The organism is Arthrobacter sp. JZ12 (genome assembly GCF_035189165.1).
Lineage (GTDB): Bacteria > Actinomycetota > Actinomycetes > Actinomycetales > Micrococcaceae > Arthrobacter_D.
Genome location: NZ_CP045246.1, coordinates 1,669,124 through 1,684,040, shown reverse-complemented (window position 1 = coordinate 1,684,040; position 14,917 = coordinate 1,669,124). Strand labels below are relative to the sequence as shown.

Here is a 14,917-nt window from a genome sequence, read left to right as displayed (position 1 = left end):
AGACTCTCCTGACCTGCATGAACGCACCCGTTGGGTTCAGAGGGCGTTCAGAGATCGTCTATTTTGGACGCCGTGTCCGCGTTGGCCTCGATGTAGGCGTCGCGTTCGGCGTTACGCTTCTCGCGGCGCTTGTCATTGAGCATGCACAAACCGATCGCGACGAAGAACAGCAGCAGCAGCGGGACCGCGAGGTAAAACATGCTCATGGCATCTCCGCCCGGCGCAGCCATAGCCGCGAACAGGCAGATTAGGAAGACGGTGATCCGCCAGGCCTTCAGCACCTGCTTGCCCTTGATGATGCCCACCATGTTGAGGCCGAACAGCACAACTGGCAGCAGAAACGCAATACCGAACGCAAGCATCAGCCGCAGCATGAAGGTGATGTACACCGGAACGGTGATGAAGTTGGCGAAGCCTTCCGGTGTGAAGTCAGTCAGCACCCGCACGGCGCTGGGCAGGATGAGCCAAGCCAGATACAGACCGGCCAGGAACAACGGCACGGCTACAGCGATGAAAGCGAGGGCAACCCTGCGCTCCTTCGTCTTCAGGCCGGGAGTTATGAACGCCCAGAGTTGATACAGCCAGACCGGACTGGCGATCACCAAACCGAGGAAGACCGAGATCTGGATCATCAGGTCAAAGGGTGATCCGACGCCGTCGAAATTCAGCGCAGCGTTCCGTCCGTCCACCTGATTGATCTGGCGGACTGGTTCCGACAGTGCCGTAAGCACCGGGTTGTAGATGAAGAACCCGATTACGGTACCAACGACAACCGCGATTGCGGACTTGAACAGCCGGTTGCGCGCCTCAATGAGATGTTCCTTGAGCGCCATCCGCCCTTCAGGGTTTGCCTTGCGCCCTTTCACCCGCGGCATACTACTGCTCAGGTGGTGGAAGACGTGCTACCCGGCTCCGAGGAGCGGGTGGAACCGGTGTTCCGGTGGGTGTCCTGGCGCGGGGAATCGACGACGCGGCCTTCTACCGGTGAGGAAGCGTCGGCGTCGTTAGGGCCGTTCTCTTCCTTCATCTGCCGGACTTCCGACTTGAAGATGCGCAGCGACTGCCCCACGCTGCGTGCGAGACCCGGAAGCTTGGGCGCACCAAACAGCAGGATCGCAATGACGATGATGATGAGAATGTGCCAACCCTGAATCTGCATGACGAAAAGTCCTCTCGGTGCGTTCGTGTTAAGTCTAGGTCATAGGTGCGGCATGTCACGCAGCAGCTGCGGCTGGCCGCGCAGTGACCGGCGTCGCACTCTGCGTTCCAGTCGCCGCCACCTGCGTTCCCGGGCGGCAACCGCGATGTGCGCCCGCACTTCCGCCGGGTCGCGGAATGCCGCGGGCAGTTGTTGCACCGGGTCGCTTTCCTCGTTGACAGGATTCGACGGCGTCAGCAGCTCGCCTGCCCGGCCCAGTTCGTCCATCAGGGCAGTGAACCCCTTGAAGAGCCGCCAGGCGAGGAACCCCAGGAAGAGAAGGGACAGCGCAACGAGGGCAAGCCACAGCAGTATCCAAGTCCACCATTCCATAGGGACAGTCTAGGTGCCGCGAACCGGTGCGTAATTCTCAAGCGCCGCCCGCGCAAAAGTGAGGGCCTTTTCCCTCAGAAGGGAAGGCGCGGCAACCGTGCATTCGCCGCCCTGTCCCGCAATGAGACCGGGAATCCACGACGTTGTTGTGACCTTGATCTCGGCAGCCAGGCGCCCGTCGTCCGTAACAGCGGAGCGCTCGGCCGTGTAGGACTGCGCAATCCATCGAGCGCTTGAGGCCAGGACCAGGATGACGGACTCGGAAGCAACGGAGCGGTCGAATACGTCCGGAGCCGGGTTGAGAGAGCTTTCATCCATGACTGCCGGCGCATCCGTGAGTTCGATTGCCCGGATCCGATCCAGGCGGAAATTCCTTCGTCCGCCTGCCCGATGGCACCAGGCGTCGAGGTACCAGGCGTCTTCGTGGAGGAAGGCACGCAGCGGCTCAACGAAACGCTCAGTCATCTCGTCGCGCGCGGGAACGACGTACCGAAGGTGCACCTGCCTACGCTGCTCGATAGCTGTCCGTAGCGTGGACAGGACCGGAGTCAGCTCATCTTCGGTAAGCACGGCGGCCAACGAGTCGTTCAGCCTGGAGGTGCTGCCGGCCGCAGCGCGAAGTTTCTCGCGGGCAGACCGGACCGCGGAATCGTCGGGCAGCCCCGGCAGGTTGGCCAGGGTATCCAATCCAACCAGTAGCGCGCACACCTCATCGAGCCCGAATCGGATGGGCTCCCCCAATGCCTGTGGATCACTGAGCTGGATGCGTCCCTCCTCCAACTGAATGTCGATCAACCCGTCCGGATAGAATCGCGGACCGCTTACGAACAGGAGCTCCACGTCCTTGATGAGCTGCGCAGGCGAGATACCGAAGTCCCGCGCGGCGGCGGCCACCTCTACCCCGGGATGGTTGAGCAGGTACGGCACCAGGTCGAGCAGCCGCAGCAACCGGTTTTCAGCGGAGCTGCTTTCTCTTCGGCCCGTGGCTCCAGCCGTCTGCGGCTCCGGCTTTTCAGGCAGAGTGAACGACGGCGGCGCGGCCTCCAGCCCCGCAACGGCACCTTCCAGCCTGCGTACAACCTCAAACGCAAGCGACGGGGGCGATATAACGACGGCGTTGGCGCCGAGCGAGGCAATCTCGGCGGCGGCGGTGGCCTCGTCGGTGAACCCATAGTCCACGACGTCCCACTCATCGCTGCGCACCCCTACGACTGCCCCGGGACGGGTTCGCAGCAGCTGACAGGTTCCCTTGCGCACCTCCACAGTTGCGCGGCTGCTTCCATGTACAGCGGGCAAGGAGGCAAGGGAAGCCGACATCAAGAAATCGGCAGGCACGCTGTAGGTGCCCTCGACCGTCAGCGGAGCTGAAGTCATGCGGCTGAGCCGGAACCAACGCTCGGCGCGGCGGTCGACGTCGTAACCTACGAGGTACCAGTGGCCGAAACGGGTCCCGAGGCCCCAAGGCTGAACCGTGCGCTGCCGTTCATCCCCGGTACTTGCCGCCCGGTAGCCGAATCGAACCGTCCGCCGTTTCGCCGTTGCCTCCCACAGCGCATCCCAGAACGGTTCATTGGTGTGAATGCGCACGTCGATCGGACTTGTGGGGCCTGTCCCAGCGCCCACTCCGAGGCCCTCAAGCTTCCGGAGGGCCCGGGCGGCAGAGGATCCGAGTGCGGCTTCGGCCCACATGCCTGCGGCAACCGTAAGTGCGGCTGACTCCGCCGCCGTGAAGCTCATGCCCGGCAGGCGGTAATCCTCGGCGTTGATCCGGTAGCGGATGGATGTATTGTCCTGTTCGAACAACGGATCCTCGCTGAAGGACTCCACGGGAATCCCCTGTTCCCGGAGGGTCGCCTTGTCCCGGTCGAACAGCTTCTCCCTCGCCGCGGGAGTGGGTGCCTCCGCGTACAGTTCGATCTCGCGAAACAGCTCCTCCTTGGTCCAGCCCCTCCGGCTGGACAGGAGCAGCATCACCAGAGTGAGCAGACGCTCGGTTCGTTTCGCTGACACGGTGGAAAGGATACCCTTTTCCCTCTTCGACACATGACGAGGGGCGGGCAACACCGCTTGGTGTTGCCCGCCCCTCGCTCGTCGACGGATCCGGTTTCAGAAGCTGCCGGACTAGCGGACGCCCATCAGGTCCACCACGAAGATCAGGGACTCGCCGGGCGCGATTGCAGAACCGGCGCCCCGGTCTCCGTATGCCAGATGCGGCGGAATCTCCAGGCGGCGACGGCCACCGACCTTCATGCCGGGGATTCCCTGGTCCCAGCCCTGAATGACCTGTCCCACTCCGATTCGGAAGTCGAGCGGCGTACCCCGGTTCCAGGAGGAGTCGAATTCCTCACCCGTGGAGAAAGCCACACCGACGTAGTGCGCGGAGACGGTGTCGCCAGGCTGGGCTTCCCTGCCCGTACCCTCGATGAGGTCCTTGATCACGAGATCCTGAGGAAGATCGTCGCCGGGGAAATCCACTTCCGGCTTTGTGCGGTCGTAATCACGCTGTCCAAATGACATGGGTGTTCCTTACTGTGCGGGTACTTTTTCAACGATCTCGACATAGAACGCCAGCGGCCCTCCGGGCTGGCCTCCTGCCGGTGCGTCACCATAGGCCATGACGGACGGGATGACCAGCAGGACCTTGGAGCCGACCTTCAGCCCAGAGAGTCCCTGCGTCCATCCGGGAATCACGCCACTGAGCGGGAACTCCGAAGGCTCTCCCCGGTCAAAGCTGGAGTCGAACTTGTCGCCCTGCCAGCTCCATCCGGTGTAGTTGGCAGCAATGGTGTCTGCCTCGGTGACTTCCTCACCGGAGCCCTCTTCAATGACCTTTACCACCAGGTCAGCGGGAGCCTCATTCTCGGGGAACTCAATCGACGGAACCCCTTCTCCGTCCACGGTGACGGTCGGCAGCTGTCCTGCTTCCTCCAGCCCCGCAACTTCCTCCGAAGAGAGCTTCTTCGGCGGGTTCTCGGCGCTGATGACCTGCAGGACGAGGAGCACGTCCTGGCTCTGGGGCTGCGCCGCGTCGGCGGGAATTGCGAACGCGATCTGCGAGCCGACCTTCGCGCCCACCAGCACCTCGTAAAGCGGCGGGTAGATTTCCTTGAGCTGCTCGTCCATGGCCAGCATCTGCGGTGCGCCCGACTGGTATGAGTCCTGGATCGACGAGCCGTCCTCGGTGTTCAGGGAAACTACGTGCAGGTCAACGTTCTGGCCGGCTTCCACGACTGCTCCATCACCTTCCGTAACGGAGCGCGCGCCCTGTTCGGTGATGTCGAGCGGAGTGTCAAAGGTGACCTCCGGAGCGGTATCGGGTCCGGCGTCTTCAACCTCGACAGATTCGAGGCTTTCGGCGGCTCCGGCGGTCCTGCCGCCGTCGTTGCCGAAATCAGCGGGAGTGCTGGCGCCGCCGCACGCTGTCACGAACAGCAAAAGGGGCAGCAGGAATGCTAATACTTTTCGCACGGTATTTCTTTCGAGTGGGATGGAGAACGCGGTTTCGCGATCCTGCCGGCCGCCCTCTCGGCACCGGACTTTCCTACCCTAACGGGTCTGATCGGCCAGTTTCTCCCGAACAGTCCCGAAAGGGTGCATCAGAGGTGTTCCAGGAGGGCGCTCACGCGCTCGTCCTCGGAGGCAAACGGATCCTTGCACAGAATTGTTTGCTGCGCCCGATCATTCAGCTTCAGGTGCACCCAGTCAACCGTGAAGTCCCGGTTGGCCTCCTTCGCCCGGCGCACGAAGTCTCCGCGCAGCCGCGCCCTGGTGGTCTGCGGAGGTACGTCAACTGCTGCCTTGATATCGACGTCGTCCACCACGCGTTCGACCTCTCCCCGCCCCTGCAGCATGAAGAACAGGCCGCGCGAGCGCGAAATGTCATGGTAGGTGAGGTCGATCTGTGCGACGCGCGCCGAATCGAGGTCAAGATCATGCTTGGACATGTATCGCTCAATCAGCTTCTTCTTGACCGCCCAGTCGATCTCACGTTCCACCAGTGAGTGATTGTCAGTCTCGATTGCGCGCAAAGTACGTTCCCAAAGCTCGAGAACCCGGCCCAGGTGCGGCGTATGGGCGCCCTCCGACTCAACAAAGCTGCGGGCGCGGGCCAGATACTCGCGCTGGATGTCCAGGGCTGAAACGCGCCTGCCGTTGGCGAGCTTCAGCGGCTGGCGACCGGTGAGGTCATGGGAGATCTCGCGGATGCTGCGGATCGGGTTCTCAAGACGGAAGTCGCGCATGATGACTCCGGCCTCGATCATGCGCAGGATCAGGTCCACGGATGCGACTTTGAGGAGGGTGGTGGGCTCAGCCATGTTCGAGTCGCCGGCAATCACGTGCAGCCGGCGGTAGAACTCGGCATCGGCGTGCGGCTCATCGCGGGTATTGATGATGGGCCGGGACCTGGTCGTCGCCGAGGAGACGCCCTCCCAGATGTGGTCGGCCCGTTGCGAAAACGCGTAGATGGACCCTGACTGCGTCTTCAGCACCTTCCCGGCACCAACCAGCAGTTGGCGCGTAACCAGGAACGGGATCAGGATGTCCGAGAGACGTGAGAACTCAAGTTTGCGCGGAATCAGGTAATTCTCGTGCGAGCCGTAGGAATTGCCCGCCGAGTCCGTATTGTTCTTGAACAGGTAGACCCGGCCGTCGTAACCCTCCTGACCCAGCTTCCGCTGGGCTTCGGTGATGAGGTCCTCGAGGATGAGCTCGCCGGCCCGGTCGTGTGCGATCAGTTGGGCAACGTCGTCGCACTCAGCCGTGGCGTACTCGGGATGGGATCCGACGTCGAGATACAGTCGTGAGCCGTTGGTCAGGAAAACATTCGATGACCTGCCCCAGCTCACCACCTTCCGGAAAAGGTAGCGGGCTACCTCCTCCGGGGAGAGCGGACGGGAATTCGGTCCGGAATACGCAATTCCGAACTCCGTCTCAATTCCGTAGATCCGCCGGTCCATTACAGTGTCGCCCGTTCACTGTTCAGCATGGAGTCCAGCTCACCGGCTGAGATTCGCCGGAAGGCGCGGGCGCTCCCGCGGGCAGTATGGGGATCGCGGTCTAGAACGGCCACTTCGAGCGTCTTCGAGCCCAGCTCGGCACGCGGCTCAGAGGAGGTGCCGCCGTCATACCGGAGAGAATCGACCGCGGCACGAATTGCCTCGCTAAAGTCCAGTTCCGGGCTCCACCGGCCCCGTAGGGCCTCGACAACCGCGTCTGCCTGACCGCCCATAACGATGAATCCGGTTTCATCCGCGATCGAACCGTCGAAGGTGAGCCTGTAGATGTGGTCCTGTTGCACAACGGCGCCCACCTCGGCGACGGCGAGCTCAACCTCGAACGGCTTGCTTTCGGCAGTGAAAACCGCACCCAGGCTCTGGGCATAGACGCTCGCCAGCCCCCGCGCAGTGACATCCTCGCGGTCGTAGGAGTACCCGCGCACGTCGGCGTAGCGAACACCGGCCTGACGGAGGCTCTCAAACTCGTTGTACTTGCCGACAGCCGCGAAAGCGATGCGGTCGTAGATCTCACCGAGCTTATGAAGGGATGGAGAGGGATTCTCTGCCACCAGGGCAATGCCCTCCCGGCAGCTGAGAACGACGACGGATCGCCCGCGTGCAATGCCCTTCCGCGCGAAATCGGCGCGGTCCTTCATCAGCTGTTCCGGAGACACATAAAACTGCTGTGTCATGGTCACGCCTCCCTTCCGGACACGGAGCGGGACGCGATGACCTGCTCGGCGGCTTCAGCCAGGCTGCGCTCCGGAATCCGACGTGCGCCGGCTCCGTTCACCGTGTAAACCACCGGCCACAGCTGGCGCACGACGTCGGGACCTCCGGTAGCGGAATCGTCGTCCGCGGCGTCGTACAGCGACTCAACGGCCACCCTCACGGCATCATCTTCCGAGAGGTTCGGCTTCCAGAGCTTCTTGAGAGCACCACGGGCGAAGACCGATCCTGATCCGACCGTGTGGTGCTCCTGCTCCTCGTACCGTCCACCAGTGACGTCATAGGAGAACAGGCGCCCGATCCTTCGTGTGGTGTCGAACCCGGCGAACAGGGGAACCACCGCAAGGCCCTGGAGCGCAAGCGGAAGGTTGGCCCGGATCATTGCCGCAAGGCGGTTGGCCTTCCCGTCGAGGCTCATGCGCGTACCCTCGATCTTCTCGTAATGCTCAAGCTCCACCTGGAACAGGCGGGTGATGTCCAGGGCGATGCCTGCACTTCCGGCGATACCCAGGACGGAGAACATGTCCGCCGGAAACACCTTCTCAATGTGGCGGCTGGCGATCACGTTGCCCATGGTGGCCCTCCGGTCGCCTGCCATCAGCACGCCTCCGGCATAGGTCAGGGACACGATGGTGGTAGCGTGCGGCACCAGATCCGACGTAGCGCCCTGACCCGCGACGGCGCGGGCTGACGGCAGGGCGGCTGGGTTTTGATCAGCTATGTATTCAGAGAAGGAGGTGGATGCGGCCCGGCCGATCGCTGCGGCCGCGTCTTCCGGCAGCATGCGTTACTGTCCGCCCTTCTGTACGAACCCGCGGACAAACTCTTCGGCGTTGGACTCCAGCACGCCGTCGATCTCGTCAAGCAGGTCGTCCACGCCCTCCGTCTGGTTGGTGTCCTGGGCCTGGCCGCCGGTGGCGGCGGGTGCGGGGTCAGGCGCGACCTCATCCTGTTCCTCGGGGCGCGATCCGGTGTTTCGCTGATCCTGTGTTGCCATGATGAGAGCCTTTCTCTTCGGCCTGTTATCCGCTACTTCTATGGTGCCATGCTGGGTTCTGGACCGCCTTGAAGGCGGGAAACAAATTCCTCAGCCGTGCGCGAACCCGCGAACAAGCCTTCCGTGAGAGCTGCGGTCCCGCGCAACGGCTCCCGCGTCTGAATACGCTGCAGCCGCCGCTGAGATGGAAGCTCGAAAATGATCGAATCCCAGCTGGCACCGACCACTTCCTTCGGGAAGGACGAGATGCACCTGCCCCGGAAGTAGGCGCGCGTGTCGCGGGGCGGCTCGCTTACCGCACGAACGACGTCGTCATCAGTAATCAGCCGCTCCATCGCGCCCCGCGCGGCAAGGCGGTAGTAGATTCCCTTGTCGGGCCGTAGGTCCGAGTATTGAAGATCGATGAGCGCGAGGCGGGGGTCGTGCCATTCGAGGCCGTCCCTGTCCCGGTAGGCCTGGAGCACCTTGAGCTTTGCGATCCAGTCCACCTGCCGGGCTGCCTCAAGCGGGTCACGCCTCAGCGTTGCAATCAGGGACTCCCAGCGGGACAAGACGTCAGAGGTCTGGGAGTCGGCGCCGCCCTGCCCATCGATCGCCCGCTGTGCCGACTGCAGGTACATCTCCTGAATATCCAGCGCCGTGACTTTGCGCCCGTCGGCCAACCTCACCAGATGGCGAAGGGAGGGGTCGTGGCTCACGGCCTGGAGTTCGCGCACTGGCTCCGCAATTTCGGGGACCGGTGCCAGTTCGTGCTCGATAAGCGCCAGGATCAGGGATGTTGTTCCGAGTTTGAGGTAGTTCGACACCTCGCTGAGGTTGGCATCGCCGATGATGACATGCAGCCTCCGGTACTTCTCCGCCACAGCGTGCGGCTCATCACGGGTGTTGATGATAGGCCGGCGGACGGTGGTCTCGAGTCCCACCTCGTTCTCGAAGAAGTCGGCGCGCTGGCTCACCTGGTAGCCGGGTTGCTGGTTTAGGGCGCCTATTCCGATCCGGCCGGCGCCGCAGATCACCTGCCGTGTCACGAAGAACGGAATGAGCGCCGTCGCGATCCGGCCGAACGGAACGCTGCGCGGCACCAGATAGTTCTCGTGGGAGCCGTAGGAGACGCTCTTGCCGTCAGTGTTGTTCTTGTACAGATGCACCGGCGCGAAGCCCGGGGTGGCGGCAATGCGCCGCATCGCGCGCTGCACGACGACGTCGCCGGCCCGGTCCCAGCGGACCGCATCGAGCGGACTGGTCACCTCCGGGCTGGAGTACTCGGGGTGCGCGTGGTCGACGTAGAGACGGGCGCCGTTGCCCAGCACCAGGTTCATCAGCACCGCGGGATCTTCCGCCGGGTCGTTTATGCCCTGGTCCACCAGCGCAATTTGCTCTGCGGACAGGACGGGCGGTTCGTCAGTGAGCTGCGAGGGATCCGCGGAGTTCCTGCCGATCTGCCAACCCCTGGCATCCGAGAGCGGCGCCTCATCCGTGTAATCCCACCGTGTGCCGGCCAGGTTGCCCAATCCCTCCCGGAGCGTGGCCGCGTAGGCGTTGATTACCTGGGTGGAGAGCACAGTAGCGTTCGCATCGGCGATTCCGGGCGCGATGATTCCGTACTCGGTCTCGGTGCCCATCACTCGATGGACGGTGAGGGTGGAAGGACCATTTCCGGAGGGAACAGGAGCGGTGGGGACTTCTGTCACAGATACTGTCCGGTGTTGGGTGTGGTTTCGATAGTCTTGCCGGGCTCCTGCCCCGCCTTGCCCTGCACGATGGTGCGGATATACGTGATTCGCTCGCCCTTCTTTCCCGAAATCCGTGCCCAGTCATCGGGGTTCGTGGTGTTGGGCATGTCCTCATGCTCGCGGAACTCATCAACCACGGCGTGCAGGAGATGCTCGATGCGGAGACCTTTCTGGCCATTGAGGAGCAGGTCCTTGATGGCGTTTTTCTTGGCCCTGTCCACTACGTTCTGGATAACGGCTCCCGAGTTGAAGTCCTTGAAGTAGAGCATCTCGGTGTCGCCGTTTGCGTAGGTGACCTCGAGGTACTCGTTGGACTTCTCAGTCGAATACATCTTCTCGACGGTTCGCCCGATCATCGCCTGGATGGTCGCGGGCACGCTCCCGCCGTATTCTGCCAAGTCATCGCGGTGCAGCGGGAGGTCCTCGGTGATGTACTTGCCGAAGATCTCGGCCGCACCCTCTGCGTCCGGCCGGTGGATCTTGATTTTCACATCCAGCCGTCCGGGGCGAAGAATCGCCGGATCGATCATGTCCTCGCGGTTGGAGGCACCGATGACGATTACGTTCTCAAGCTTCTCGACGCCGTCGATCTCGCTGAGGAGCTGCGGCACGATCGTGGTTTCGACGTCCGAGGATACGCCTGTTCCCCGGGTTCTGAAGAGTGAGTCCATCTCGTCGAAGAAGACAACAACGGGCGAACCGTCCGAAGCCTTCTCCCGTGCACGGGCGAAGATCAAACGGATATGGCGCTCAGTCTCGCCGACATACTTGTCCAGCAGCTCAGGACCTTTGATATTCAGGAAGTAGCTGCGCGTCTCCTCCGAGCCTGTCCGCTCGATGGCGCGCGCGGCGAGCGAATTGGCCACTGCCTTGGCAATAAGGGTTTTGCCGCAACCCGGAGGGCCATAGAGCAGGATGCCTTTCGGAGCCTTCAGTCCATGCTCCCGGTAGAGATCAGGGTGAAGGAAAGGAAGCTCAACGGCATCGCGGATCTGTTCAATCTGCGGGCCGAGACCGCCGATGTCTTCATAGGCAATATCCGGAACCTCCTCGAGCACAAGGTTCTCCACCTCGCTGCGCGCGATCTTTTCCAGCGCATACCCGGTTCGGCTGTCCACGGACAGGGCATCCCCAACCCGAATCTTCTCCTTCTGCAGCGGCCCGCTGAGCCGGACGACGCGTTCCTCATCGGCGCGGCCGATCACAAGTACCCGGTCTCGGCCGAGCAGCTCCTTGATCGTGACCAGTTCACCTGTTCGTTCAAACGACAGGGCTGCAACGATGGTGAGCGATTCGTTAAGCAGAACTTCCTGCCCGGGCATCATTTGATCGACGTTGACCAGCGGACTGACAGACACACGCAGCTTCCTGCCGGACTGGAAAATGTCCGCGCTGTCCTGGAGGGCCGCCTGCGCTCCCTGGGCATCACCGGTGGAACGCGCGTTGACCTGAACAACTGTCGCGAAGCTGAAGGGTGCGGCGCCTTCCTTTTCAAGCGCGGCCTTCAGACGGACAATCTCAGCCCGGGCCGCCTCGAGCGCGGTGACCAGCTTTGAATTGTTCTGCGTAGCCGCGGCCAACTGCCGGTCAATATGCCGGATCTTGTCACGCAGGACATTGATCTGGCGCTGGGCAACCGCAAGTTGGCCGTCGGTCTGTGTCCTGGCAGATTCGGGCACTGACGTGGGCGTTTGGGACCTGTCATCCGGAGTATCCATCACACTCGCCGCCTTCACCGTTGTCTGATGCGTCCACTTTCGACGATAGCGCAGTAGGGCTGGAATTAGGCTGAAAGAGATGACTTCGTCACCTTGAGCCCCTGCGACTTCAGTCCGTGATGCCCTGCGACTTGCGCCGCGCCTCGGCTTCCTCAGGCGGCAGGGCTCCGCGCTGAATTGTCGAGCTCGCATCCCGTGCCACCCTGCGCAGCCGCTTGTCGGAGACTTCACGCTCCCCGACCGCCTGCGGCGTCCAGGCGTTGAGGTCCTCTTCGCTGAAGCCCGTCTTCGACGGCCGTCGTTTGGTGCTGATCCCCGTTACCCCGTGAGCAAGCCGCCGGGTGGTCAGCAGGAACCCGGTGTGCGCCACCATCCGGTGGTCGGGCCGGACTGCGAGGCCCTCAAGATGCCAGCCGCGCACCATCGATTCCCAGGCATCGGGCTCGGTGAAACGGCCGTCGGCGCGGATCGCTTCGGCCGTACGCGACAGCTGGGTGACCGTGGCAACGTAGTTGATCCATACCCCGCCGGGCGCCAGTACCGTAGCGACGGCGTCCAGGCACTCCCAGGGGGCCAGCATGTCCAGAACAACCCGGTCAATGCTTCCCGGGGCTTCCGTCTCGATTACCTGCTCCTGGAAGTCACCGAGCGTAATCTGCCAGGCGGGGTGCTCACCGCCGAAGATGGTTTCCACGTTGCCCTTGGCGATATCCGCGAACTCCTCGCGCCGCTCGAACGAGTGCAGGTATCCCTGGTCGCCGACAGCCCGCAGGAGCGAGATGGACAGTGCGCCCGAGCCGACGCCTGCCTCGACAACCCGCGCTCCGGGGAAGATGTCCGCCATCGTCACGATCTGGCCGGCGTCCTTCGGATACACAACTGCGGCACCCCGCGGCATCGAAAGCACGAAATCCGACAGGAGCGGTCGCAGCGCCTGATACTGGGCGCCCGTGGTGTTGGTGACGATCGTGCCCTCGGAGGCGCCGATCAGCTGATCGTGGCTGAGAAAACCTTTGTGGGTATGAAAGGCCCCGCCTGGTGTCAGGGTGATCGTGTTCATCCGGCCCTTCTCGTCCGTCAGCTGTACGCGTTCACCTGCGCGTAGCGCCCCTCGTCGGGCGGCAGCACCGTGCGGTTGCACAGCTGTCTCGGGCTCAAGGCGGCTGGTATTCATGGGGTCCTCCGGAAGATGTGCCGGGCGGCCATCGGCGCCCGCGTGCTGTCTGAACTTGCTGAATGGATGCTGTCTGAACTAGTTGCTGCTGGGGTGGGAGCGGCCGGTGATGGCCGCGATGACGACGGACTGGTGCAGCAGGCCCGTGACGGTACCGTGCCGATCGGTTACGGCGTACTCGCTCCCGGCCAGGCGCGCCAGGTATTGAATTAGCTCCTGCCCTTCAGCAAACTCGGGAACGTAGGCTCCCGGCGCTAGTGCCCTTGCGACGGCGTTCGCCGGTGTGCTTTCAGCCTGCGGTTCGGGTACGGCTGACAGCGCATCGTGGTCCACTACCGCCTCCGGCAAACCTTCGGGGCTGGTCAGCACCACGCTGATGCCGGGCCGGTCGGCGAGTAGTCTCCGGACCTGGGCAACCGAGGTTCCGGCACGCATCCCGACTGCCGGCTGCTTGAGCCTGCCTGCGCTGACGGCCGGCAGGCGCAGTCGCATCTGAGCGTTGGCGATCGCGGAGCTGGCTCCCAGCCACAGGAACCCCGCCATCAAAACGGCGACGATCACCATGCTGGTGCTTGGCTGGCCACCCGCGAGGAGTGGGAAAATGACGACGGCGGCGACCAGCCCGACGGCGATGATGCGTCCGCTCCAGCCTGCTGCCACCGTGCCTTTCTCCTGGCTGCCGGTTACACGCCAGACGGCGGACTCGACGATCCGTCCGCCATCGAGTGGCAGCCCGGGCAGCACGTTGAAAGCGGCAACCAGGAAATTCGCCCAGACCAGGATGTTGGACAGGAGATTGACTACGCCGGCGGGCTCCAGAATTATGATCGCTACCCATCCTCCGAGGGCAAGCACCAGGTTGGCCGCCGGTCCGGCGAGTGCCACAACTAGGGAACGGCCCGGGCTGGCAGCGAAATTCTCGAACTGGGTATGGCCGCCCCACAGATTCAGCACGATCCGTGTGGTCGGCCACCCGAACACGCGGGCAGTAAGCGCATGCGCCAATTCATGCACCAGGACTGACGCTGCGAGAAGTACTGCGTAGGCGAGGGCTACGACGTAGGCGCCGATGCCGATGCCTCGGTAAAGGCCCGCCACCTGTGGACCGAAAACCACCACCACGAAGGCTGCAATGATGAACCAGGACCAGGCGAGCACCACCGGGATACCGGCAATGCGCCCGAGGGGTATGCCGTCCCGCCGTGCAGTGCGGCCTGGCCGGGCGTCGCTCACGGCTGCCCTCCGGCGGAGGGAATCAGCTCAGCCAGATCCTCGGCGCTCCTGCCCGCCAGCGTGCCCCACTCATGGTTTGCGGAATCAGGAGGAAGGGGAACGAAGTGCGGCACTCCCAGCGTGACCAGTCCGGCTGCGCGGGCTGCCGTAACACCTGGAATGGAGTCCTCAATGGCAATTACGCGGTCCTTCTCGAGCCGGCTGACTTCCGACATCTTCTCGAAGGCCAACAGGTACGCCTCAGGATTCGGCTTACCGTGCTCCACCATGTCACCGGTGACCATGAGGGTGAAGGTTCCCTCGGGCAGCTGGCGCTCCACCTCCCTGGCAAGCATCTGCTCCGACATGGTGACCAGGGCACAAGGGATACCCCTCTCGCGGAGGTCCTGCAGAAGTTCACGCGCTCCGGGTCGCCAGGGCACGGACTGGCGGACCTTTGCGGTTACCTCTTCTGTGAGCGTGTCGATGATGTCCCGGACGCTCAGCTGAACGCCGGCGCTCTGGAGAACACGCGCTGAGAAGGTCAGTGCCTGTCCTACCAGGCCTTCCGCCTGCTCCTGAGTCCAAGTTCCACCGTGGGCTGCGACCAACTCCGACTCGGCCTGGATCCAGTACGGCTCCGTGTCCACGATTGTCCCGTCCATGTCCCACAGCACCGCCTGCAGCCCTGCACCCGAAGCTGTTCCGTCCACCGGTTTTCGGGCATGATCGGCGGGCACGACTGTAGCGCGGGAGGGGGTGGCCATGCCCCAAGTCTACGTTGCCGCCGTCGGGCTTTCGGTGGGTGCGCTCTGCGCGAAGCGGG

At 63.3% G+C, this 14,917-nt stretch carries 15 protein-coding genes; all 15 read right to left on the bottom strand.

Annotated features, from left to right (window positions below):
- Window positions 1–47 precede the first annotated feature (47 nt).
- On the bottom strand, window positions 48–875 hold the full coding sequence (tatC, locus tag GC088_RS07790) for a twin-arginine translocase subunit TatC (RefSeq protein ID WP_323958455.1): 828 nt from the start codon (window positions 873–875) through the stop codon (window positions 48–50).
- Window positions 876–883: 8 nt separating this feature from the next.
- Complete coding sequence (gene tatA, locus GC088_RS07785) at window positions 884–1,159, bottom strand: Sec-independent protein translocase subunit TatA (protein ID WP_323958454.1); 276 nt, start codon at window positions 1,157–1,159, stop codon at window positions 884–886.
- A gap of 39 nt (window positions 1,160–1,198) precedes the next feature.
- Window positions 1,199–1,531 (bottom strand): hypothetical protein, encoded by a 333-nt coding sequence (locus GC088_RS07780; protein WP_323958453.1) that lies wholly within the window; start codon window positions 1,529–1,531, stop codon window positions 1,199–1,201.
- A gap of 9 nt (window positions 1,532–1,540) precedes the next feature.
- The gene (locus GC088_RS07775) at window positions 1,541–3,541 is read right to left on the bottom strand and encodes a helix-turn-helix transcriptional regulator (protein ID WP_323958452.1); all 2,001 of its coding nucleotides are present in this window, start codon (window positions 3,539–3,541) and stop codon (window positions 1,541–1,543) included.
- Between the two features lie 111 nt (window positions 3,542–3,652).
- A complete protein-coding gene (locus tag GC088_RS07770) occupies window positions 3,653–4,048 on the bottom strand; it encodes an FKBP-type peptidyl-prolyl cis-trans isomerase (protein ID WP_323958451.1) in 396 nt (131 codons plus the stop codon).
- Between the two features lie 9 nt (window positions 4,049–4,057).
- Complete coding sequence (locus GC088_RS07765; RefSeq protein WP_323958450.1) at window positions 4,058–4,999, bottom strand: FKBP-type peptidyl-prolyl cis-trans isomerase; 942 nt, start codon at window positions 4,997–4,999, stop codon at window positions 4,058–4,060.
- Window positions 5,000–5,127: 128 nt separating this feature from the next.
- Entirely contained in the window at window positions 5,128–6,489 is a 1,362-nt protein-coding gene (gene pafA, locus GC088_RS07760; RefSeq protein WP_323958449.1) for a Pup--protein ligase, read from the bottom strand.
- Complete coding sequence (gene prcA, locus GC088_RS07755; protein ID WP_323958448.1) at window positions 6,489–7,220, bottom strand: proteasome subunit alpha; 732 nt, start codon at window positions 7,218–7,220, stop codon at window positions 6,489–6,491. Before prcA ends, pafA begins: the two co-directional genes overlap by 1 nt.
- Before the next feature lie 2 nt (window positions 7,221–7,222).
- Complete coding sequence (prcB, locus tag GC088_RS07750; RefSeq protein WP_416377528.1) at window positions 7,223–8,038, bottom strand: proteasome subunit beta; 816 nt, start codon at window positions 8,036–8,038, stop codon at window positions 7,223–7,225.
- Window positions 8,039–8,044: 6 nt separating this feature from the next.
- Window positions 8,045–8,254 (bottom strand): ubiquitin-like protein Pup, encoded by a 210-nt coding sequence (locus tag GC088_RS07745; RefSeq protein ID WP_323958446.1) that lies wholly within the window; start codon window positions 8,252–8,254, stop codon window positions 8,045–8,047.
- A 38-nt stretch (window positions 8,255–8,292) separates the two neighbouring features.
- Entirely contained in the window at window positions 8,293–9,876 is a 1,584-nt protein-coding gene (dop, locus tag GC088_RS07740; RefSeq protein ID WP_323961995.1) for a depupylase/deamidase Dop, read from the bottom strand.
- Window positions 9,877–9,941: 65 nt separating this feature from the next.
- The gene (arc, locus tag GC088_RS07735; protein ID WP_323958445.1) at window positions 9,942–11,705 is read right to left on the bottom strand and encodes a proteasome ATPase; all 1,764 of its coding nucleotides are present in this window, start codon (window positions 11,703–11,705) and stop codon (window positions 9,942–9,944) included.
- A 109-nt stretch (window positions 11,706–11,814) separates the two neighbouring features.
- Window positions 11,815–12,879: a tRNA (adenine-N1)-methyltransferase gene (locus GC088_RS07730; RefSeq protein WP_323958444.1), complete on the bottom strand. Its 1,065-nt coding sequence runs from the start codon at window positions 12,877–12,879 to the stop codon at window positions 11,815–11,817.
- A 78-nt stretch (window positions 12,880–12,957) separates the two neighbouring features.
- Window positions 12,958–14,112: a site-2 protease family protein gene (locus GC088_RS07725; protein ID WP_323958443.1), complete on the bottom strand. Its 1,155-nt coding sequence runs from the start codon at window positions 14,110–14,112 to the stop codon at window positions 12,958–12,960.
- Window positions 14,109–14,858, bottom strand: a complete 750-nt coding sequence (locus GC088_RS07720; RefSeq protein ID WP_323958442.1) for an HAD family hydrolase — start codon at window positions 14,856–14,858, stop codon at window positions 14,109–14,111. The genes GC088_RS07725 and GC088_RS07720 overlap by 4 nt, the downstream gene beginning before the upstream one ends.
- Window positions 14,859–14,917 lie beyond the last annotated feature (59 nt).